The sequence below is a fragment of the Shewanella sp. SM71 genome (assembly GCF_025653905.1).
GTDB classification, from domain to species: domain Bacteria; phylum Pseudomonadota; class Gammaproteobacteria; order Enterobacterales; family Shewanellaceae; genus Shewanella; species Shewanella oncorhynchi.
This window is the reverse complement of record NZ_JAKKRW010000002.1, coordinates 1-20,168: the sequence shown is the minus strand read 5'-3', so window position 1 is coordinate 20,168 and position 20,168 is coordinate 1. Positions and strand designations below refer to the sequence as shown.

Sequence of the window (20,168 nt, the reverse complement as noted above, 5' to 3'; positions counted from 1 at the left end):
GGCATAACACTAAGGCATGTAAACATAAAAGATGTAAACATCAATGCTATGCACTCAAAAATACCAGTGCTATGGACTCAAAGGCAGGTTTGCCCACCTTTGACATCTAATTAAGCCACTACTGTGTTAACTTATTGAACATTAAACAACCGCGGTAAATTAATGCACAACCGCAGTATCGTCAGCCTCGCCATGGGGAAGCTCAGGACCAAACTCCGAGTAACACATGATGGCTGCAATACGTACAAACTCGAGTAATTCAGTGTAAGCGGCTTCGGATTCTTCATCGTCGGCAACATCAAATTCCACTTGGGCAATTTCCGCCAAGTCTTTGATCACTTCACGTACTTCTGCCGAGGCTTGATTCAGTTTCGGCTGAATAATCGCCATGCCAGTCAAAAAACTCTGGGTCCACAGGGACAAGGCTTCAACACGTTGGCTGAGCGGCTCTTCTTCTTCGGGCAACAGCGGCATGAAACCAAATTCAAAATCCACTAAACGCGTCACTGAATCGTTAAACAAATCACACACTAATTGGTGCAACTGCGCTGGCAAAGGTTGACCATCGTTCATCAGGTCGAATAAAGGCTTGATCCAAGTGTCGCCAGTTTGCTCTACACCACCGCAGATTAAACCGACTAAAGCACCGTGAACTTCTACCGGATGCTGGCCGATTTCAGCCGCATCTAAGGCGAGTTTTAAGCTGTCGATACGTAACGAAGGAGGGGTTGCCATATCAGATCCCAATAAGATTTTTCCAGCAGCAATGCTAGCAGAGATAAAGACTTGAACCAATACTGAATCCCAATAATGGCGAAATCGGCCACGCCCTGATAAAAAACTATCCAACTGCTCACACAAACAGCAAACAAAACCGTCAAAGACCAATCCATTTGCGGCTTACCTTGCACTTTTAAGATCAGCCCTATATAGTCCGCCCTAAGAGGCTAACGAAAGGATCACCCGCGACATGAGTAACAGTGCTGTTGAAATTACCCTACTTGGGCGCACCTACTCTATCGCTTGCCCGAAAGGTCAAGAGGATGCCTTACGTACGGTAGCGTTGGGAGTTGAACAACAACTCAGTGCGTTAAAAACCCGAACCAATAGCCTAAGCCGTGAAGAAATTGCGATTATGGCGGCGCTGAATATTGGACACGAGTTGTTCCAAGAAAAGCAAAAAAATAAGCACTACATGCAACAGATGGACGACAGGATCAGCTTGCTGCAGTCGACCCTCGAAAGTGCCTTAGTTGAGCGTTCAACTAAATAGATTTAAACTGTGCACCTTAGTGATTTAACACTCATTGAGTTAAACCAACTGACGCACAGTGAATGGCTAAACTGGCTTATTTAAATAAACCAATGCTTTAGCGATTCAATACCGTTTTGCTCCCTGGGATGCATGCCAACTGGTAATGTCCCTGTGCCGATAATTTTGAAATTAGGGTGAATGCTTTACTGACATTGTGCATGCTCGGCTTGTACCGAGAAGCCTTAGGAGGTAATCATTTACCCGCCTTGAACCTACGGTTCAAGGGCTACACCGGTAGCGGCATTCTGGGGAGCATCTTAATTCTATGTCTACATCTTCCAAACTTTCTCATTTGAATGCCCAAAGCGACACGGCGAACCTTGCCGTAGAAGTCGCTGATGCCGTAGATGTTGCAAGCTATGCGGCAAATATCGCACTCCATACAAAAGAAAGCCGCAATCTGTTACGCAAAGCCATTCGCACCGCCCGTAAATCTCTCTCCGAAATAGAACAAACCCAAGCAAGTTTAAACGCCTGCCAGCGAATGCTCGATGCATTGCAGGCCAACAAAGCGCAACATGTGGCATTATATCTCACCCATGATGGCGAACTCGCCACGCCACCGCTTATCGCTGCGCTGTGGCAAATGGGCATAAACACCTATCTGCCTAGGTTACATCCCTTCAATGCCGGACAATTATTATTCCTGCATTACACCGCAGACACCCCCATGCAACCCAATCAATTCGGCATCTTAGAACCTAAATTAGATGTGCGCACCATTATCCCAGTGACAGAGTTAGATGTGGTTATCACGCCCTTAGTGGCTTTTGATTTAATGGGGAATCGCATGGGCATGGGCGGCGGCTATTACGATAGGACGCTGGCAAACTGGCAGCTTAAAGGTAAACCTTTGCCTATGGGTTACGCCCACAACTGTCAGCAAGTGACGAGTTTACCCTGCGAGTATTGGGATGTGCCTTTGCCATTTATCATCACTCCAAGTCGGGTACTGACGTTTTGAAAAAGAAGGATCTAGAAGCTAGGGCGCTTCGCTGCTAGAAAAAGCAGAGCGTTGCTCCATAACGACTTCTTCTTGAATCTAGATTCTAGAGCCATGCAATGGCGCTCTAGAGGCCGCAGGCCGTTCTATATTCGTCTTTATTTCAAATGCCGGCCACCATCGACATTATGGCAGCGACCACTGACGTAGCGGCTATTTAGCAGATATTCGACTAAGTCGATAATCTCCTCATTCCCCGCCTCTTTCGGCAACAGCGCTTTGGCTAAGGTTTTTTGCTGATAGGCAACGTCATCTCCTGCATTAAATAGGATCATCGCCGGCGCAATCGAATTCACTTTCACCTCGGGCGCAAATTTGGCGGCAAAGGATAGCGTCATATTGTGCAGCGCGGCTTTACTGGCGGCATAGGCGATATGCTTCTGACTGCCCTTCTCTGCCACATAGTCAGTAATATGAATCACATCGCTCGCACCGATTTCATCGCCAGCAGCGGCACGTAGCTGCGCCTCTAAGGCCAAGTTCAACTGATAGGGCACGCTCACATGCACTTGCATCATCCGCTGCAGCACTTGGCTCGGTGCAAAAGTGGCACTCTTGAAAGGCTCATTCTTTGTAAGCACAGGATCCGGCAGCCAGTCCGAGGCATTGTGAATAATGGCGCGAATTTGCGGCAGCTTAGCTAACTCATCAATCAAGGATCGCACTTGAGTATCGTCATAAAAATCACAGGGATACAGAGTCGCACCTAAGGCGTTCAGCTCATCTATGCTAGCGTAATGGCTGCGATAGGTACCAATCACCTGCTGACCTTGGGCGAGAAAATGTTTGGCTAAGGCGTAACCGATACGCTTACCCACGCCTGTGATTATGATGGGAGATGTCATACCTATCCTTTTGAGTCGTTATTGGTCAGGCTTTACCTTGTTCGCTTAAAAATCAGCAATCAAGTTAAACTGATGAATAACCAAGATGTTACTGCACTCATTTGAATTTAACCTAACAAAAAGCCCAATGAGATGCTGATCCGTTCTACAATCGCTTCGATCTAAAACCCTTTATTCTGCGTATAGGGTAGAAGAAAACCAAGCTTGAGTACTCACTTCAAGTATTGTGATCAAGTCATCAGAGGTAATACCGATGGAACTGCGGATTTTTTACGATGGAAATTGTCCATTATGTAGCGCCGAAATGCGTCAACTGAAAGCGCGCGATCCGAAGAACTTGATTGCGCTTGAGGATTTAAATGCGCCAGACTTTAGTAAGCGCTTCAGCCATATCGATAGAGACTACGCTAATACGATTCTCCATGGCGAAACCGCAACGGGCGAAGTGTTACTCGGGTTAGATGTCACTTGCAAAGCGTGGGCACTGACAGGAACACGCGCTTGGATCCAACTATTACGCCTGCCCGTGATTAAAACTGTGGCCGATTGGTGCTATCTCAGATTCGCAAAAAACAGATATCGCATCTCTTATTTACTGACGGGCAAAGCCCGCTGCGATGATAACTGCCAAATTCCCACTAAGCGCCGCTGATCGACTGAATTCGCCTGGTAAAATGTAAAACCCAGGCATAAAAAAACGGAGCTCAATGGCTCCGTTTTTAATTCGTCATAATCTAAAAAGATTATCCGAAAGATTATTTAACGAAATCAACGCCTAGTTTGATATCGCCTTTCAGCGTATCTAACATAGAATCACGAGCGTTAGCTTCGAATGCACTCACTTCACCGTAAGGCAGTACTTTTTCAATACCGTTTTTGCCTAACAGCACAGGTTGTGCGAAGAATTCAGCATGCTCGCTGCCGCCGTCAACATAGGCGCATTCAACGATGTTAGCTTCGCCTTGCAGACCACGAACCAGAGACAGACCGAAACGGCAAGCCGCTTGACCCATAGACAGAGTCGCGCTTCCGCCACCGGCTTTAGCTTCAACCACTTCTGTACCCGCGTTTTGGATGCGAGTCGTCAAACTTGCCACTTCTTCGTCAGTGAAAGTCGCGCCTTCAACTTGAGACAGTAATGGCAGAATAGTCACGCCGCTGTGGCCGCCGATCACATTCACTTTAACGTCAGCAACGTTCAGGCCTTTTAATTCGGCGATGAAAGTTTCAGAGCGGATCACGTCTAATGTCGTGATACCGAACAGACGGTTCTTATCGTAAACACCCGCTTTTTTCATCACTTCTGCAGCGATAGCTACGGTCGTGTTGACTGGGTTAGTGATAATGCCAACCAAAGCCGTAGGGCAAGTTGCCGCTACTTTTTCGATCAGGTTGCGAACGATACCCGCATTGATATTGAACAGATCAGAACGATCCATACCAGGCTTACGCGCAACACCAGCAGAAATTAGAACAACGTCAGCACCCACGAGGGCAGGCGTTGGATCTTCACCAGCAAAACCTTTGATTTCAACAGCAGTTGGAATGTGGCTCAAGTCAACCGCAACACCCGGAGTTACCGGTGCGATATCATATAGAGACAATTGTGAACCCGCAGGCAATTGAGTTTTTAACAGTAGGGCAAGAGCCTGGCCGATACCACCAGCAGCACCAAGTACAGCAACTTTCATAGTTATCTCCGTTATTTCTCGGATATGTGTGACATGGATCTAATTTGCGTTGGCGTCACATTACTGGAATGTCACAACAATTTCAATTATCCCTTAGTCGTGGGACAAAAGAATTCCGGAATAACGTAGAAGCAATGTAGAACAATTACTCAAATTGGGATTTTTACGCCCCCTACAAACGCTTAACCACTGGGGCTTAGTGAATTTTTATTCAACCAATCTGGTTATTTGTTGACAATTTTTCTAAAAATATTCAAAATGGGCCTGTTTTTTTGAATAACGAATAATAATATTATGCAAACGACCAAGAATCAGGATGACCTTGTTAGAATTTTTAAGTCGATTTTAAAAGAAGAGCGCTTTGGCTCTCAGAGTGAAATCGTCACCGCCTTGCAAGCTGAAGGCTTTGGTAATATTAACCAATCGAAAGTGTCACGCATGCTCAGCAAGTTCGGCGCAGTGCGGACTCGCAACGCTAAGCAAGAGATGGTGTATTGCTTACCAGCCGAATTAGGCGTACCCACCGCGGGTAGCCCACTGAAGAATTTGGTACTCGACGTCGATCACAATCAAGCTATGATCGTCGTGCGAACTAGCCCAGGTGCCGCGCAGCTGATTGCCCGTTTATTGGATTCTATCGGTAAACCAGAAGGCATTTTGGGTACGATTGCCGGTGATGACACTATCTTTATTTGCCCATCGAGCATCCAAGATATCGCCGATACCTTAGAAACCATCAAATCTTTATTCAATTACGCAGAATAAAAAAACAGGTCAGTGAGCTGACCTGTTCTATTTTATCTGTACATTTTGAAGTGCAATACCGCGCTGGTTATTTGGCCATTGTCCCGATTACGTTACACATTCCAGCACAATATCTAACTCACAATATCTAACTCAACTATAACGATATCAGTAAGCCACACTGATGCGCTGGTTTGGGTGAGTGCCCTTTTCGGCTTCATCTACCATGGCTTTTGCGTAATCGGTTACAGAGATACGGCTTTGACCATTAGCATCGGTAAAGAAGCTGTCGCCACCAAGACGGTACGGGCCTTCACTCTCACCGGGATAAATCTCAGCGGCTGGGCTCACAAAGGTCCAATTGATTGCCGTTTGCGCCGCACGGAATACCTGCAAAGCTTCACCCTGAGCTAACGCCTCATCTTTATATGCTGCTGGGAAATCTGGACTAGAGACCAGCGTCACACCCGGCGCCACTTCTAAACTCCCAGCACCACCGACCCACAATAAACGTGACACGTTAGCGTTAGGCAGCACATCCAGTAAATGCTGAACCGTACTCGCCACTAGACCATGATTTTGTTGGGCGCGGCCACCAACGGCGGCAATCACGACATCTACGCCAGCAAAGGTATCGGCGACCAATGGCTGCTCTAAATCCACGGCACGTACTGCCACGTCAGCCACGGATAACTTACTTGGATCACGCACTAACGCTGTCACTTGATGTCCACGACTCTGTGCTTCTTTTAAAATTGCACCACCGATCCAACCCGTTGCACCTAAAATTGCGATTTTCATTTCATTGTCTCACTCAGATGATTTACATTGGATCCAGTTTACTTGCAGTTTTTCACCTAATAAACATCAATAATTGAGCATGATTGTTTCAATATAGGATACTAATGTGGATAAAATTGCCGCTATACGCAGTTTCGTCGAAGTCGCAAACTGTGGCAGCTTTACCAAAGCTGCCGAACATTTAGACCTCAGCCGCCTGCAGGTTTCCCGTCATATTCAAGAAGTGGAGCAGTGGTTGAGTTTACGCTTATTACACCGCACCACGCGCAGCGCCAGCTTGACTTTGCAGGGTGAGGAAGCGCTACAATTTTGCCAGCGGATCTTAAGTGAAGTTGCTGCCATGGAGAGTCGTGCCCACAGCCATAACAGTGAACTGGTAGGCAGTATTCGTATCGCTACGCCTATTGGCCTTGGGCAGCACAGTCTGTTTTATGTCGTTGATCGCTTTATTAAAATTCATCCTAAGGTCAACATTCAACTGGTGATGTCGGACAGTTTTGCGCAATTGGTAGATGAGAGAGTCGACGTGGCGCTACGCTATACCGAGCAACCCGATGAGAATCTCATTGCTCGGCGTTTGATGACCATAGATGCGGTACTTTGCGCGGCGCCGAGCTATCTTGATAGCGCAACGCCACTCCTCGAACCCATTGATCTGCTAGCCCACAACTGCCTCATACACTCAGCGCAACAAAACTGGCCTTTTCTAAAAGAACTGCAAGCCGAGCACGTCAAAGTTACAGGGAATCTTAAGGCTAACGATATGGGAGTGTTGGTCAGTGCGGCGCTACGTGGACATGGCATAGTGCGGTTACCCTGTGACTTGGCTAACCAATACCTTGCCAGTGGTCAGCTCAAAGAAGTCTTACCCGAATTTACGACACCAGGCCAAACCCTGTGGGCGGTATATTTGTCCCGCAGTTATCAGCAAAATCTAGTGCGCGCCTTTATCGATTTCACCGCCCTGCAATGGCAGCTCGATATCAAAAAATGGGTTCCCGCGCATTAGCATAAAAAAACGCACTTAGGCGTTAGCTTAAGTGCGTCTCGATTGATACTAATTCGGCTTGATTATAGAAAGCTTATTCGTCGAACTGCAGCATAAAATCCAATGCAGGGGCAAAGAAAGATGAACCTGTCATCGCCTTAGTAAAATGCATCAAGTGATCATGATTGCCTGCGCCATCACCAAACATCATGCTATGCAGCATCTTTTCAAAATGTTCTGGCGTGCGGCAGTTAGAGATAAACATTAATCCCTGCTCCTTCAGCGAACCATAGGGCATACTCTGACGCAGGATCTCCATTGACTTACCATCGGCATCTTTAAGATTAACGCGCTTGATATGGCTGGTCAGTGGCTTATCTTCAGATTCATACTCGATATTATCTTGCTTAGTTCGACCGATTATATCCTCTTGTTTTTTAACTGGTAATCTATGCCACTTACTCAAGTTATGGGCATATTTTTGCACATGAATATAGCTGCCACCCTTAAACTCAGGATCCTCATCACCCACAAGTGCCACTTCCTGGCGGTGGCGCCCCTTAGGGTTTTCGGTGCCATCGACAAAGCCGGTTAAATCACGGCTATCCATAAATCTAAAGCCACGCTCTTCTTCAACTAACTCCACTAAGTCTTCAAACATTTGGCTGATTTCATTAGCCACTAAATGCAGAATGTCGTAACGATCACTGCGAATATGCACGAATAAATCATATTCAATTGCAGGCGCTTCACGACTGCCCACTTGCATCGCAGGGAAAGGTTTAAGCAGTTCAGGGCGAGCAGTAGGATAGAGGCTATCCCAATAATTAGCACCAATACCAACAAAACCATTGAATGCACTGTCGGAATATTGATCTGTCAGCTCATAAATATACTGCGCAACGTTGGCAAGACAGGGACGTAATTGCGACTCGACATTGTCATTGGCATTAAACATCAAATAGACACTGTGTAAGTTCCCCTCTGCACACACACCCAACTGTTCACGCGGCATATTTTGAATATCCATTTGGTTATCACCCTTTTTCTAAATTCATTTTCGGCAATATTATCCGCAACTTTACCTAAAAATGACATTAACTAACGCACAGTTTGCTCTGATCTGTTTATGATAATGCCAATAGCGGAGCATTATCCCACCCCAGACCCTTAAACATAAAAATTGACGAGACCATTAAAGTCTCGCCAATCAGTTAAATCGAATCAATGACGTCAGGTTCACTCAGTGTTGAGTTTACCTTAGCATTTATCTTAGTGTTAATAGCCTGCGGCGTGACCATCCTTGCGACTCTCAGAAGCCGCACGATATACGCCGGTTTCGGCATTAAATCCAATGGCTTGATAGCCACCAAACTCCCCAAGTCCATCACGCAGTACATGGCCTTTCTTAATCAACTCACGACGGGTTTCTACCGGAAAACCTGATTCCAAACTGACGTAGCCGCCATCCTTCATCACTTCGCCTGTGGGCTCGGTTGACCCCATATGCAAAATTCTGGGGGCATCGCCCGCTTCTTGCAAGTTCATTTTAAAATCAATCAGATTCATTACAATCTGCGCGTGCATTTGTGGCTGAGTCGCGCCGCCCATCACCCCAAAGCTCAGCCAAGGTTTACCGTCTTTGGTCACAAAAGCCGGAATAATGGTATGGAATGGACGCTTGCCCGGTGCGTAGGTATTAAAACGCCCTTCCGTTAAATCAAACATTTGCCCGCGGTCTTGCAGCACAAAGCCGAGATCCGGTGGTGTCATCCCTGACCCCATACCACGGTAATTACTCTGAATGAGTGACACCATGTTGCCATCTTTGTCAGCGGTAGTCAGGTACACAGTATCGCCATGTTGCAACGCTGGATTACCCGCATCGACACTCTTGGCGGTTTTTGTAGGGTCAATCAACTTAGCGCGATCATAGTTATATTTCTGTGAGATAAGCTCGGTAACGGGCACTTTATTAAAGGCCATGTCGGCATAAAACTTAGCTCTGTCGGCAAAGGCGAGTTTCTTTGCTTCGACAAATAAATGCACATATTCAGGACTATTAAAGCCCATGGCAGCCACATTAAAGGGCTCCATGGTTTTTAAGATTTGTAGCGCCGCAATGCCTTGACCATTAGGTGGCAGTTCCCACACATCGTAACCACGGTAGTTCACCGAAACGGGATCTATCCAGTCGCTAGTATGGCTGGCTAAGTCATCATAACTTAAATAACCACCTTGGGATTTCATGTACTTATCAATACTTTTGGCAATATCACCTTTATAGAAAGCATCGCGGCCGCCCTTGGCAATTTTCTCATAGGTGTTAGCAAGCGCGGGATTTTTAAAGATTTCCCCTACGGTAGGCATCTTACCATTAGGCATATAGGTTTCTTTAAAACCGGGGAATTTAGCCAGTTTTTTACCACTGCCATCAAGGTAATAGGCAATCAACTCTGACACTGGGAAACCATCACGGGCGTAATGAATTGCAGGCGCGAGGTTATCAGCCATAGCTAATTTACCAAACTTATTATGCAGCTCATACCAACCGTCCACAGTGCCCGGTACAGAAACCGGCAAAGGTCCAAGCGGCGGTAAATAGTCTAATCCGAGGGATTTAAGCTTTTCTAAACTTAAGGATTTGGGACTGCGCCCCGATGCATTAAGACCATAGAGGCGTTTATCTTTTGCGATCCAGACGATAGCAAATAAGTCCCCACCGACACCCGACCCCGTTGGCTCGACTAACCCTAACATGGCGTTAGCGGCAATCGCTGCATCGACCGCACTGCCGCCCTGTTTGAGTATATCAATAGCGACTTGCGTGGCTAAAGGCTGACTGGTCGCCGCCATCCCTTGGGTTGCATACACTTCTGATCGCGTTGCGAAGGCTTTACCTGTGATCCTATCCATGGCCATCACTCCTGAAGACGATATTGCCGTTGCTACAATAACGAGGGTACAAATTGAATTTATTGTTTTTATCATAATTCCTCCAAAACCGGAGGATAAAAGTAGCAAGGATGGTCGAAAAGATCACCAACCAATACCGCATAGACCCAAGTTAAACGTAAGCAAAAATGTCGTACTTTAGTTGGCTATGCCATATCAGCATTGAATAAATACTCATCGCTTAGATTGGGTCCCCACAGTTTGAATATGCTGAAGATTCAAACAACACGAGCGAATGCGGCTCAGTCGTTACCCCAACTTTTTGGCCGATAGTGAGCTGCATCATTTGGCTACGCACCTCCACATAATAAGCATGGGAAGCGGCTTCAATTTTGACCCAATAATGACAAAAGGCGCCTAAGAAACGTCGCTCAGTGATAGTACCAACGCCCTGTTCATCGGCGCTGAGCGTCAATTGCTGTGGTCGCAAGAATACTGTTCCGCTGAACTCACTCGGCAAATTTAATGGCGTAAGGCTGGTTAAATGGCCTATGGGAGTGACAACACTGTGCCCATCAAACACTGCTGCAGGTAAGTAATTACCGCTACCTAAAAAGTCCGCCACATAGCGGCTGTTTGGGGCGGCATATAAGGCTTCGGCACTACCATGCTGCACTATGATGCCTTGATTAAAGATGGCTAAAGTATCTGCAAATACAAAGGCTTCATCCTTGCTATGAGTAACAAACACCGCGCTGACATTACGCTGTTTTAAGATGCTGCGAATTTCCGCCATCATCTCGTAACGCACTTGGGCATCAATATTAGAAAAAGGCTCATCAAGCAGCAATAATTGCGGCTCATAGGCAAGTGCCCGCGCAATCGAAACTCGCTGCTGCTGACCGCCAGATAATTCATGGGGATAACGCTGTGCCAACCCTTCAAGTTTGACCAAGGCTAGCATTTCATCCAAACGTGCCTGACGTTCTGCGCCCGACAATCTAGCCACCCCAAAGAGGATATTTTCCGCCACAGTCAAATGAGGGAAAAGCGCATAGTCTTGAAAAATCATGCCGATGCCGCGCTGCTCACTAGGTACAAACTGGCTATTGCCACTCACTATGCGGCCATTAATCTGGATTTCACCTTGGCTTATGGCCTGTAATCCAGCAACCGCACGTAATAAGGTCGTCTTGCCACAACCGCTTGGGCCTAACAACGCCAGGATTTCCCCTTGGGCGAGCGTTAAACTCAAACCTTTAAGTACTTGCTGGCCCTGATAATCGCTATGAATTTGCTTAAGCTTGAGCGTACTTGTCATCAGCTGTGATGCTCCAATGAACGGTTTAAATAAATAAGCGGCACTAAACCCACTAGTACAATCACAATAGCAGCTAATGCGCCGTGCTCGAGTTTTTCATCGGACGCAAACTGGAATACATAAGTTGCAAGATTCTCAAAGCCGATAGGCCGCAGCAATAACGCAGCGGGCAGTTCCTTCATGCTTTCGATAAACACCAATAAAGCGCCCGCAAACAATCCCTTAGCAAGTAAAGGCAAATGCACCCGCCGCAAAAGTTGCCGAGGAGTTTGCCCCATGGTCAGGCTCACCATGTCTAGCGATGGCGAGATGCGTTTATAACTGCTTTCAACACTGCCAATCGCAATTGCCACGAAACGTACACAAAAAGCAAAAATCAATGCAATCACACTGCCTGTAAGGATAAGACCAGGACCTGCTATGCCGACAAGATCCGCCAGATCGTTAATCGCAAAATCTAGCATAGTTAAAGGCACTAATACCCCAATAGCCAGCACAGTGCCTGGTAAGGCGTAGCCCGTCGAAGCTAACCGTGAGGGCAAAGCATCACTCTGTCTTGGGCTTATCCGGCGAACGAACATAAGCAGTAAGGCGATTAAGCAACAGAGTAAACTGGTGATCAGCGCAAGACTGAGGCTGTTAAGACTCAATTGCCAAAAACTCTTATCCCAGCTTTGTTCAAAGTAACCAATCGCATAGGATAATAAAATCCCGAAAGGTAACAGAAAGGCTAATAGCAATAGCATGCCGCAAAAGCTCAGTGCGACCAAGGTTTGAGTCATCGAGAGTCGATACAAGTCAGTGACTTGTATACGTGATTGTTTTTGGAATAACTGCTGTTTACGACGGGCAAAACGCTCAAATCCAATCAGGCTAAACACTACCAGCAAGATAATCGCCGATAACTTAGCGGCGGCGGTCAAATTGCCATAACCCAACCAAGTGTCGTACACGGCTGTCGTTAAGGTAGGCACGGCAAAATAGTTAACCGTTGCAAAATCAGCGGCCGTCTCCATCGCCACTAAAGCCACCCCAACGGCGAGCGCAGGCCTTGCCATAGGCAAAGATAAACGCCAAAAACTTTGCCACGGTGAACAGCCCATAATGCGCGAAGCATGCGCCAAACTTAAGGATTGCTCCATAAAAGCGGTACGTGCCAAGAGATAAATATAGGGAAACAATACCAGCGACAACATACACGCCGCACCGCCTAAGGTACGAATATCGGGGAAGAAATAATCCTGCGGTGAGTCCCAGCCAAATATCGAACGAAGACCGCGCTGCACTGGCCCCGCATAATCGAGTAAATCGGTATAGACGTAGGCAACAATATACGCAGGCATAGCAAGGGGCAATAATAGCGCCCATTGCAAATATCGCCTGCCGACAAAGTCACAACGAGCCATCAACCAAGCGCAGGGTAACGCAAGTAATAACGCCCCCAGACTCACCCAGAAAATCAGCAATAAACTATTAATGATATATGTCGGCAGAACCGTTGCCATCAAGTGCCCAAACACGGCTTCGTCAGGCTGAAAAGCTTGAAATATCAACGCAAATAGTGGCAATACCAGCAAGGCGGCCACGGCATAACCAGCAAGCGACCAGCTTCTGGCTAATCCTAAAATCATGTCAATCCTTAAAACGTCACAGCGCCAATCACTGGCGCTGATAACCTAAATCTGCATTTTGTCGCTAGCACTGGAGCTAGAGATCAAACTGCACTTCATCTAATAGCTTAACCGCCGCTTGGTGATATTCTGCCAACTTAAAAATGGGCAATTGATCTGACTTAAACTTACCCCATGAAGCCACTAAAGATGAAGGTGCCACATCGGCTTTCACTGGATATTCCATATTCACATCGGCATAAGCCTTCTGAGCCACATCGGCGGATAAGAACTCCATCAATTTAATCGCATTGGCTTTATTAGGCGCATGGCGAGTTAATACCATGCCAGACACATTCACATGGGCACCGCGGTCAGCTTGGTTCGGGAAGTTGAGCGTCACAGCTTCGGCGATCGCCTTTTGCTCAGGATCCTGCAACATATTGCCGTAATAGTAGCTATTACCAATGGCGATCTCACACACACCTTCTTTTACTGCGGCAATTTGCCCCCTGTCGTTCCCCTGAGGTTTGCGGGCTAAATTAGTTTTCACGCCTTGTAACCAAGTTTTTGCCTCAGCTTCACCGTGATGAGCAATCATAGATGCGACTAACGCTATGTTGTATGGATGCTTACCACTGCGAGTACAAATCTTTCCTTTATATTTGGGATCGGCTAATTCTTCATAGGTCAATTGCTGCTGGCCTAAACGATCCTTGGCTGTATAGAGATTTCGCACCCGCATAGTCAGGGCATACCACTGGCCGTCGGGATCGCGATACTGCGCAGGAATATTACTCTCTAGCAGGGGATTTTTGACTGGAGAGGTTAGATCTTTATCCACTAATTCAACTAAACGTGAAAAATCAGACGTCAGCACAAGATCCGCTGGGGATAAACGGCCTTCACGGACGAGACGCTCGGCAATACCGTCTTTAGCAAATACCAAATTCACACCTATGCCAGTTTCTTCGGTGAAACGCGTCAGGATAGGCTCCACCAAGAAAGCTTGGCGATAAGAATAAACGGTTAATTTATCATCTGCATTCGCTGAATGCCCAATCGACATTAACCCAAAAACAGCCGCGCAAGTTACCCATTTCATTACCGAATTCTCCCCAAAGTGATGACGTGTTCTGCAAAATTAGAACACTAACGCATTAATGATAATGCTTATCAGTTTCGCAAGAGTAATAGATACGGAACTTGAGAGCAAGCAGCTAATTAACTTTATGTTTTTAATGGTATTAATCTGAAAATTTGAGATTATCTCAAATCAAACTAAACTGAACCTTAATTTGATTAAAATGCTTTCAGGAGGCGTTATGTTAACTGTTTTGCTGCTAGGCGTAGCCGCAATTGCGCTATTTGGCTTATTCAAACTCAATACTAGTCCCAAAAGACATAAACACTCTTCTCAAGCTGCAGATCCCAGTATTAATAAAACTCACAGTTTTCACAGTGTGAGCATAGTGAATAACGGCAGTTGTTGTGAGCAGATTGAAGCGCTTTCTGGAAAACGATTTTTATCGAAAGATGCGCCTGAAATTCCGATGGAAGAATGCACTATGGCAAACTGCCAATGCCGCTATCAACACCATGAAGACAGGCGCCAACTAGGCAATGATCGCAGAGTAGAATATGGGGTTACTCGTGAGTTATTCGGCGCTTTTGGTGAACAAAATCGCCGTGATAGGCCAAAAGGAAGACGCGCAACCGACGGTTGAGCATCCTCTGCGGATTATTGGGGACGAGTTTGAATAAATGCAGGTAAATCACGCATTTCACTGAACCAAAGTGCTGTCGCAGGTGCAACCTTACGCCAATCTAGCTCTGGATGTCTAAAATCCACATAATCGAGTAAGCAAATCAAGGCTAATTGCGGTGCTTGAATCGTGGTTTGGGTGATCACAGTTTGAAGCTCAATCTGCATAAGGCCGCGCAGCAGTGCTTGTTCAAAACGTGCAGTCCAAAATACTGATCTCACGCCTTCTTCTTCACGCATTTGCTCTTGGCGTAATTTCACCGCGCTATCGATTAAGCCTTTGACTAAAGAATACTGACACTCCAGCACCCAGTTATTATTTGAGATCCCAAACATCTTACGATCGCCAAGCTCTGCATCTAGGTAACGCATGATCACTTCACTATCGAATAGTGCTACACCATCGTTGGTAATAAGACATGGGATCTGTCCTAACGGGTTAGCATCGAGTAATTCGGCGCTGTTTTCAAAGGGATTAACTAACTGCTCTTCAATATTGTTAATCCCTAGATACTGGATTAAGGCTCTTACACAACGGGCATAGGGCGAAGCTTGAGAACTTAACAACTTCATCAAAAATTTCCTTTTGTTTGCATTAAACGCTATGGCTTTTTAGGGGCAAGAACGGAAACAAGTTTACTCTCGCCTTCTATGTAAAATTGAGATTACCAGTATTTTTCAACGGTAATTTGCCCAGGAGCACGGCGTAAATTCTTCACTAACCCTTTATCGAGTAAAGCGGCTTGCGCACCATTAATCATACCCGGATTGCCGCAGATCATAACTTGAGAGTCAGCTGCGTTTAAGGTTAGTCCTGCCTTTTTTTCGATTTCACCCGAGACTATCCCCTCGGGAATGCGGCACTGTAAAGCATCGGCAAAGGGTTTACGGGTCACACTCAAGACTAATGTAAATTGTTCAGGGTATTTGCGTTCTAAATTACGCAACTTATCAAGATATGCCAAATCCTGTGCCTCGCGCACGCCATACACAAGCACGACTTTTTCAAAACGCTCCCAAGGTTCATCGGTGTCGAGCATAGACAAAAATGGCCCTACTGCTGTTCCTGTGGCTAAAAACCACAAATGCTTCCCTTGGAGTTCACCCTTAGGAATTTCAGCTAAGGTCATAAAACCAGTCGCGGTTGAGGTAATTTCAATTTCATCGCCTATTGCAAGGTTGTGTAATTGAGGCGATAACAGGCCATCCTCTACCGCAACGGCGAGCACCTCGGCATAGGGTTTATCGGGAGAATTAACTAAGGAGTAGGCTCTAGCCACACGCTTATCATCTTGCATTTGACTTAACTTGATAAACTGACCAGGAATAAATGGAGCTAACTCGGCAGCAATGCGCAATGAGAATAACTTATCACTCCAATCAATACGTTCTATCACTTGTCCCCTAATCCACATAACTTGCCCTCAAGCGAAACGTTAAATAGGCTTCCAGCATAGACTTTTTTCTGCACAACAAAAACCCCTTATATAAGGGGCTTATGACTATAACGCTGAATATAGAACTGAAAATACTGAGGTATTAACTCGGACTCGATGCTGTCTCATCAGTCTTCTTGTTAAAGCTATCTCTAAAGGCTTGCAGCCCCTCTTGCACTAAGCTGTAGGTTTTATCGACACCATCGGCAATATCACCCTGCAATACTTTAAGGCCGGACAGAATATCTTTAGCCTCTTTAAAGCCATTGTCGATGGCACCGCCAATAATCCCCATAAAGCTATCGAGTTGTTCATCTAAGCTCATACCTGAATGTTGCTGCTGATGAATCCCAAAGAATTTAGTCGCAAAATTCACAATGCGATCAGCTGTGGCCTCTGGAGACATATCAACGCCATTATCATAAGCGGTTTGAGTCGCGTTTTCGCCCATAGTAGGCGCTAGCTCTTTGTTTATGGCATCAATAGCAGCACGATAGAGCAAGGTCATAGACTGATCGCCTGACTTAATGTTGACCTCTTGCTGCGCCGATAAAATCGCTTGATTCATTAATAACTTACTTGTCTGGTATGCCGTTTGCCTCGATGTGGCTTTCGCGTCCTTCGAATCACTCACGTCGGTGCTCTTAGACGCCGCGTTTTCAGCATATTTTTTTTGTGGCAAAGGAGTACTTTGCACTTGAGAGGGTTTATTGATTTCCATGATGACTATCCATTCAATTCGGGTCGACTTAATTATCGACCAAAATTTAACCAGCTTTAGTAATTTTTAGAATTGAAGTACCATCTGACCACAAGGCCATGATAAGGCCCACATAAATTAAGTGGGTTCATTCTTTAATAAGGTGCATAAAGCGCCAACCCACCGCAATGCAGATCATTACTATCGCTGAGCTTAGACATAAGCCAATAGAAAAGGATGTTACACCATGGCAGCAGGCCGCAGTTTGAGTCATTTCCGCTTTCACGGGTTTACACTAATCCTTAAGCACTATTTTAAGCATAATCTGGGTATCAATATAAAACGCTTTAGCCTGCTAACAAGCCTCGTCATATTCACTTGCCTCGGCTTTACTCCCATTAGCCAAGCTCATGCGGAAAGCAGACTAATTATTTTAGTCAGACATGCGGAAAAAGCCGACACGCCAGCCAATAACCCGCAGTTATCACCCAAGGGAGAAATGCGCGCAACATCACTGATCACTGCCTTGAGCCGCACGCCGCTTTCGCAACTTATTGCGACTCAATACCTAAGAACCCAGCAAACACTCGCGCCCATCGCCGAGGCTCGCCATTTACCTGTGACGATAGTAGAAGCAGCCAAACCTATCGAAGGACATATCCAACACATTGTTGAACAAGTGCATGCAGTAAAGGGCAATACACTCATCGTTGGGCATTCAAACACTGTCCCACTGATCATTAAAGCCCTTGGCGGACCAGAGACCCAAGCGATCAGCGAAGATGATTATAGCCAGCTGTTTTTACTCTCTCTTAATGATGACCAACCTGCGAGCTTGATCGCCACCCGTTACGGACAAGAATAAGGATAAATAACATGAGTGAACTCAATTGGTTTATGTGGGGACTCGATCTATTTTCAGGGCTGTTTTTGATTGTAATAGGACTCGCAGTACTCGCGGTTATTTACATGTATATCGCAGATAAAATGCAGACCAAACAAGCGGTAAGACATAACTACCCAGTAATTGGTCGCTTTCGGTATCTGTTCGAGAAACAAGGCGAGTTCTTTAGACAATACTTTTTTGCCCAAGACAGAGAAGAACTGCCATTCAACCGTGCAGAACGCAGTTGGGTTTACCGCGCGGCTAAAAATGTTGATAGAACTATCGCCTTTGGTTCGACTCGCCCCTTGGATACAGCCGGTACTGTTATGTTTATGAATACCGCCTTCCCAACCCAAGATGAAGAGATCACACCCATTCATCCACTGACAATTGGCACCAATTGCCGCCAACCCTATACGACTCAAGCCATTTGTCATATTTCAGCCATGAGCTTTGGGGCTCTATCGCGCCCAGCAATTACCGCCCTTTCCCACGGTGCAGCGCAGGCGGGTTGCTGGCTTAACACAGGTGAAGGCGGCTTGAGCCCTTATCATCTAAAAGGTGGCTGCGATATCGTCTTTCAAATTGGAACGGCCAAATACGGTGTACGTAATGAGCACGGACATTTAGACGATGAAAAGCTCAAGTCGATAGCCATTCATCCCGAAGTCAAAATGTTCGAAATTAAAATGAGTCAAGGAGCTAAACCGGGCAAAGGTGGCATTTTACCTGGGATCAAAGTCACGGCTGAAATTGCCCATATTCGCGGTATTCCTCAGGGTTATGACTCTATTAGCCCTAATGGTCATATTGAATTCAAATCCGTGAACGATATTTTGGATATGGTTGAACGAGTACGTGAAGTTACCGGTAAACCAACGGGCATTAAGGCCGTACTCGGTGACGTGCAGTGGCTCGAAGATTTATGTGATGAAATTGAACGCCGTGGCGAAGACTCTGCCCCCGACTTCTTTACTTTAGACAGTGCCGATGGCGGCACAGGCGCTGCACCACAACCTTTAATGGATTATGTCGGATTACCACTGAAGGAAAGCTTACCTATCCTAATTAATATCTTGATCCAACGAGGCTTACGTAAGCGCATCAAAGTCATCGCTTCGGGTAAACTCATAGTGCCATCAAGAGTCGCTTGGGCTTTGGCATTAGGTGCCGACTTCATCGCATCGGCCCGTGGCAATATGTTCGCCCTCGGTTGTATTCAAGCCTTACAGTGCAATAGAGATACCTGCCCAACGGGCATCACAACGCACAATCCCAAGCTACAACAAGGACTCGATCCTAGGGATAAATCGGCTCGTGTTGCTAACTATAATCATAATTTACACCATGACTTAGCCTTAATTGCGCACTCTTGCGGAGTGACAGAACCAAGACAACTCAAACCCTCACATGTCCGAATTGTACTCGATAGCGGTTTATCCATTTCACTCGATAAATACTATGCACATATGGATAAGTAGCCGCGAACCCTCGCGGTTAATGGCGAATACAACTTTCGTCTATATAGGGTTTACATAAGGTATATTTGAATGCGTATCACAAAAGAGGTAAGATCCGTGACGTGAGACATTATTCAAATGTCTTACCCACAATTGAACTTAAGGAAACACTTTGAAATCTAGCTTCGTAAGCCAACTGCCCGCCAGTAAAACTGTAAGCACTAGCTGTAAGAGCTGTAATCGCCTGACCGAGATCGAAGGTGAACTGGTGTGTTTTCGCGAAGGGCAGATCATTCGACTCACTTTGATAGATGAGTCAGTACCTAAATTGAATCTTTTATGTGAAGGTTGGAAAGCGGGGAAGCTGAACGGCGTAGCTTAATTCAGCCATATTTTATCTCTAGAGTCTCTCTAGAGCATCAAGAATAGAGGCTCACCTCTATTCTCGGACGTTCTCACTGTAGTGGCACACTAATTTTGGCCACCTAAATAGAGGTGATATTATTACCTCGTAGATGACTTTAGGTGAACACATGAGATCGACAACCAGAAAAACATTTAGTGCTGAATTCAAACTTGAAGCAGCCCAATTAGTCCTCGATAAAAACCATAGCATCATCGAAGCTGCAAAGGCGATGAACGTAGGTAAGTCCACTATGGATAAATGGGTGAGACAGTTAAAACTAGAACGCCAGGGTGGCACACCAA

Annotated in this window: 22 protein-coding genes and 1 other RNA gene; 11 read left to right on the top strand and 12 right to left on the bottom strand. The window is 46.0% G+C overall.

Annotation, left to right across the window (positions count from 1 at the left end; genetic code table 11):
• Nucleotides 1–159: 159 nt before the first annotated feature.
• Nucleotides 160–735, bottom strand: a complete 576-nt coding sequence (locus L5L97_RS02560) for a UPF0149 family protein (protein ID WP_105252998.1) — start codon at nucleotides 733–735, stop codon at nucleotides 160–162.
• Nucleotides 736–970: 235 nt separating this feature from the next.
• On the opposite strand from L5L97_RS02560, the gene L5L97_RS02555 reads away from it, so the two are divergent.
• The 3 genes from L5L97_RS02555 to L5L97_RS02545 all read left to right on the top strand — a co-directional run bounded on the left by L5L97_RS02555 (nucleotide 971) and on the right by L5L97_RS02545 (nucleotide 2,279).
• Nucleotides 971–1,273, top strand: a complete 303-nt coding sequence (locus tag L5L97_RS02555) for a cell division protein ZapA (protein WP_105250206.1) — start codon at nucleotides 971–973, stop codon at nucleotides 1,271–1,273.
• Between the two features lie 117 nt (nucleotides 1,274–1,390).
• A non-coding RNA gene (ssrS, locus tag L5L97_RS02550) (6S RNA) lies at nucleotides 1,391–1,571 on the top strand.
• A 9-nt stretch (nucleotides 1,572–1,580) separates the two neighbouring features.
• On the top strand, nucleotides 1,581–2,279 hold the full coding sequence (locus tag L5L97_RS02545) for a 5-formyltetrahydrofolate cyclo-ligase (protein WP_263181904.1): 699 nt from the start codon (nucleotides 1,581–1,583) through the stop codon (nucleotides 2,277–2,279).
• 137 nt (nucleotides 2,280–2,416) lie between these two features.
• Here the strand turns inward: L5L97_RS02545 and folM are convergent, their stop codons facing one another.
• Nucleotides 2,417–3,163, bottom strand: coding sequence for a dihydromonapterin reductase (folM, locus tag L5L97_RS02540; protein ID WP_263181903.1), 747 nt, complete (start codon nucleotides 3,161–3,163; stop codon nucleotides 2,417–2,419).
• Nucleotides 3,164–3,416: 253 nt separating this feature from the next.
• Between folM and L5L97_RS02535 the strand changes: the two genes are divergently transcribed.
• Complete coding sequence (locus L5L97_RS02535) at nucleotides 3,417–3,815, top strand: thiol-disulfide oxidoreductase DCC family protein (RefSeq protein WP_263139676.1); 399 nt, start codon at nucleotides 3,417–3,419, stop codon at nucleotides 3,813–3,815.
• A gap of 103 nt (nucleotides 3,816–3,918) precedes the next feature.
• On the opposite strand, the gene mdh is transcribed toward L5L97_RS02535, so the two are convergent.
• Complete coding sequence (gene mdh, locus L5L97_RS02530; RefSeq protein WP_105250210.1) at nucleotides 3,919–4,854, bottom strand: malate dehydrogenase; 936 nt, start codon at nucleotides 4,852–4,854, stop codon at nucleotides 3,919–3,921.
• 294 nt (nucleotides 4,855–5,148) lie between these two features.
• Here mdh and argR point away from each other — a divergent pair, with 294 nt between their 5' ends.
• Entirely contained in the window at nucleotides 5,149–5,619 is a 471-nt protein-coding gene (gene argR / locus L5L97_RS02525; RefSeq protein ID WP_006080175.1) for a transcriptional regulator ArgR, read from the top strand.
• 147 nt (nucleotides 5,620–5,766) lie between these two features.
• Here the strand turns inward: argR and L5L97_RS02520 are convergent, their stop codons facing one another.
• Nucleotides 5,767–6,399 (bottom strand): NAD(P)-dependent oxidoreductase, encoded by a 633-nt coding sequence (locus tag L5L97_RS02520; protein ID WP_219233867.1) that lies wholly within the window; start codon nucleotides 6,397–6,399, stop codon nucleotides 5,767–5,769.
• 106 nt (nucleotides 6,400–6,505) lie between these two features.
• Here L5L97_RS02520 and L5L97_RS02515 point away from each other — a divergent pair, with 106 nt between their 5' ends.
• On the top strand, nucleotides 6,506–7,408 hold the full coding sequence (locus tag L5L97_RS02515; RefSeq protein ID WP_263181902.1) for a LysR family transcriptional regulator: 903 nt from the start codon (nucleotides 6,506–6,508) through the stop codon (nucleotides 7,406–7,408).
• 73 nt (nucleotides 7,409–7,481) lie between these two features.
• Here L5L97_RS02515 and L5L97_RS02510 read toward each other — a convergent pair whose 3' ends face one another.
• The 5 genes from L5L97_RS02510 to L5L97_RS02490 all read right to left on the bottom strand — a co-directional run bounded on the left by L5L97_RS02510 (nucleotide 7,482) and on the right by L5L97_RS02490 (nucleotide 14,318).
• Nucleotides 7,482–8,417 (bottom strand): Dyp-type peroxidase, encoded by a 936-nt coding sequence (locus L5L97_RS02510; protein ID WP_173496718.1) that lies wholly within the window; start codon nucleotides 8,415–8,417, stop codon nucleotides 7,482–7,484.
• A gap of 248 nt (nucleotides 8,418–8,665) precedes the next feature.
• The gene (ggt, locus tag L5L97_RS02505; RefSeq protein WP_263181901.1) at nucleotides 8,666–10,378 is read right to left on the bottom strand and encodes a gamma-glutamyltransferase; all 1,713 of its coding nucleotides are present in this window, start codon (nucleotides 10,376–10,378) and stop codon (nucleotides 8,666–8,668) included.
• 145 nt (nucleotides 10,379–10,523) lie between these two features.
• Nucleotides 10,524–11,603: an ABC transporter ATP-binding protein gene (locus L5L97_RS02500; RefSeq protein WP_263181900.1), complete on the bottom strand. Its 1,080-nt coding sequence runs from the start codon at nucleotides 11,601–11,603 to the stop codon at nucleotides 10,524–10,526.
• On the bottom strand, nucleotides 11,603–13,234 hold the full coding sequence (locus L5L97_RS02495) for an ABC transporter permease (protein WP_263181899.1): 1,632 nt from the start codon (nucleotides 13,232–13,234) through the stop codon (nucleotides 11,603–11,605). The genes L5L97_RS02500 and L5L97_RS02495 overlap by 1 nt, the downstream gene beginning before the upstream one ends.
• Before the next feature lie 76 nt (nucleotides 13,235–13,310).
• A complete protein-coding gene (locus tag L5L97_RS02490; RefSeq protein WP_263181898.1) occupies nucleotides 13,311–14,318 on the bottom strand; it encodes a Fe(3+) ABC transporter substrate-binding protein in 1,008 nt (335 codons plus the stop codon).
• Between the two features lie 220 nt (nucleotides 14,319–14,538).
• On the opposite strand from L5L97_RS02490, the gene L5L97_RS02485 reads away from it, so the two are divergent.
• Nucleotides 14,539–14,940, top strand: a complete 402-nt coding sequence (locus L5L97_RS02485; RefSeq protein WP_263181897.1) for a hypothetical protein — start codon at nucleotides 14,539–14,541, stop codon at nucleotides 14,938–14,940.
• 14 nt (nucleotides 14,941–14,954) lie between these two features.
• Here L5L97_RS02485 and L5L97_RS02480 read toward each other — a convergent pair whose 3' ends face one another.
• From L5L97_RS02480 to L5L97_RS02470, 3 genes are all read right to left on the bottom strand, one after another.
• Nucleotides 14,955–15,551, bottom strand: coding sequence for a glutathione S-transferase N-terminal domain-containing protein (locus L5L97_RS02480; protein ID WP_131525196.1), 597 nt, complete (start codon nucleotides 15,549–15,551; stop codon nucleotides 14,955–14,957).
• Nucleotides 15,552–15,643: 92 nt separating this feature from the next.
• The gene (locus L5L97_RS02475) at nucleotides 15,644–16,393 is read right to left on the bottom strand and encodes a ferredoxin--NADP reductase (RefSeq protein ID WP_105250220.1); all 750 of its coding nucleotides are present in this window, start codon (nucleotides 16,391–16,393) and stop codon (nucleotides 15,644–15,646) included.
• A 124-nt stretch (nucleotides 16,394–16,517) separates the two neighbouring features.
• On the bottom strand, nucleotides 16,518–17,135 hold the full coding sequence (locus L5L97_RS02470; protein ID WP_263181896.1) for a DUF5610 domain-containing protein: 618 nt from the start codon (nucleotides 17,133–17,135) through the stop codon (nucleotides 16,518–16,520).
• Between the two features lie 226 nt (nucleotides 17,136–17,361).
• Here L5L97_RS02470 and L5L97_RS02465 point away from each other — a divergent pair, with 226 nt between their 5' ends.
• The 4 genes from L5L97_RS02465 to L5L97_RS02450 form a co-directional block, all read left to right on the top strand.
• Nucleotides 17,362–17,979 (top strand): SixA phosphatase family protein, encoded by a 618-nt coding sequence (locus tag L5L97_RS02465; protein ID WP_263181895.1) that lies wholly within the window; start codon nucleotides 17,362–17,364, stop codon nucleotides 17,977–17,979.
• Between the two features lie 11 nt (nucleotides 17,980–17,990).
• Nucleotides 17,991–19,481, top strand: a complete 1,491-nt coding sequence (locus L5L97_RS02460) for an FMN-binding glutamate synthase family protein (RefSeq protein WP_263181894.1) — start codon at nucleotides 17,991–17,993, stop codon at nucleotides 19,479–19,481.
• Between the two features lie 151 nt (nucleotides 19,482–19,632).
• Entirely contained in the window at nucleotides 19,633–19,842 is a 210-nt protein-coding gene (locus L5L97_RS02455; RefSeq protein ID WP_105250224.1) for a hypothetical protein, read from the top strand.
• A 151-nt stretch (nucleotides 19,843–19,993) separates the two neighbouring features.
• The coding region (locus tag L5L97_RS02450; protein ID WP_263148818.1) for a transposase at nucleotides 19,994–20,168 on the top strand (175 nt) is incomplete at its 3' end.

What these genes read in the sequence shown, in the direction of transcription:
- L5L97_RS02560 (WP_105252998.1), bottom strand. Translation starts at nt 735, where the DNA reads ATGGCAACCCCTCCTTCGTTACGTATCGACAGCTTAAAACTCGCCTTA.
- L5L97_RS02555 (WP_105250206.1), top strand. Translation starts at nt 971, where the DNA reads ATGAGTAACAGTGCTGTTGAAATTACCCTACTTGGGCGCACCTACTCT.
- L5L97_RS02545 (WP_263181904.1), top strand. Translation starts at nt 1,581, where the DNA reads ATGTCTACATCTTCCAAACTTTCTCATTTGAATGCCCAAAGCGACACG.
- folM (WP_263181903.1), bottom strand. Translation starts at nt 3,163, where the DNA reads ATGACATCTCCCATCATAATCACAGGCGTGGGTAAGCGTATCGGTTAC.
- L5L97_RS02535 (WP_263139676.1), top strand. Translation starts at nt 3,417, where the DNA reads ATGGAACTGCGGATTTTTTACGATGGAAATTGTCCATTATGTAGCGCC.
- mdh (WP_105250210.1), bottom strand. Translation starts at nt 4,854, where the DNA reads ATGAAAGTTGCTGTACTTGGTGCTGCTGGTGGTATCGGCCAGGCTCTT.
- argR (WP_006080175.1), top strand. Translation starts at nt 5,149, where the DNA reads ATGCAAACGACCAAGAATCAGGATGACCTTGTTAGAATTTTTAAGTCG.
- L5L97_RS02520 (WP_219233867.1), bottom strand. Translation starts at nt 6,399, where the DNA reads ATGAAAATCGCAATTTTAGGTGCAACGGGTTGGATCGGTGGTGCAATT.
- L5L97_RS02510 (WP_173496718.1), bottom strand. Translation starts at nt 8,417, where the DNA reads ATGGATATTCAAAATATGCCGCGTGAACAGTTGGGTGTGTGTGCAGAG.
- ggt (WP_263181901.1), bottom strand. Translation starts at nt 10,378, where the DNA reads ATGATAAAAACAATAAATTCAATTTGTACCCTCGTTATTGTAGCAACG.
- L5L97_RS02500 (WP_263181900.1), bottom strand. Translation starts at nt 11,603, where the DNA reads ATGACAAGTACGCTCAAGCTTAAGCAAATTCATAGCGATTATCAGGGC.
- L5L97_RS02495 (WP_263181899.1), bottom strand. Translation starts at nt 13,234, where the DNA reads ATGATTTTAGGATTAGCCAGAAGCTGGTCGCTTGCTGGTTATGCCGTG.
- L5L97_RS02490 (WP_263181898.1), bottom strand. Translation starts at nt 14,318, where the DNA reads ATGAAATGGGTAACTTGCGCGGCTGTTTTTGGGTTAATGTCGATTGGG.
- L5L97_RS02485 (WP_263181897.1), top strand. Translation starts at nt 14,539, where the DNA reads ATGTTAACTGTTTTGCTGCTAGGCGTAGCCGCAATTGCGCTATTTGGC.
- L5L97_RS02480 (WP_131525196.1), bottom strand. Translation starts at nt 15,551, where the DNA reads ATGAAGTTGTTAAGTTCTCAAGCTTCGCCCTATGCCCGTTGTGTAAGA.
- L5L97_RS02475 (WP_105250220.1), bottom strand. Translation starts at nt 16,393, where the DNA reads ATGTGGATTAGGGGACAAGTGATAGAACGTATTGATTGGAGTGATAAG.
- L5L97_RS02470 (WP_263181896.1), bottom strand. Translation starts at nt 17,135, where the DNA reads ATGGAAATCAATAAACCCTCTCAAGTGCAAAGTACTCCTTTGCCACAA.
- L5L97_RS02465 (WP_263181895.1), top strand. Translation starts at nt 17,362, where the DNA reads ATGGCAGCAGGCCGCAGTTTGAGTCATTTCCGCTTTCACGGGTTTACA.
- L5L97_RS02460 (WP_263181894.1), top strand. Translation starts at nt 17,991, where the DNA reads ATGAGTGAACTCAATTGGTTTATGTGGGGACTCGATCTATTTTCAGGG.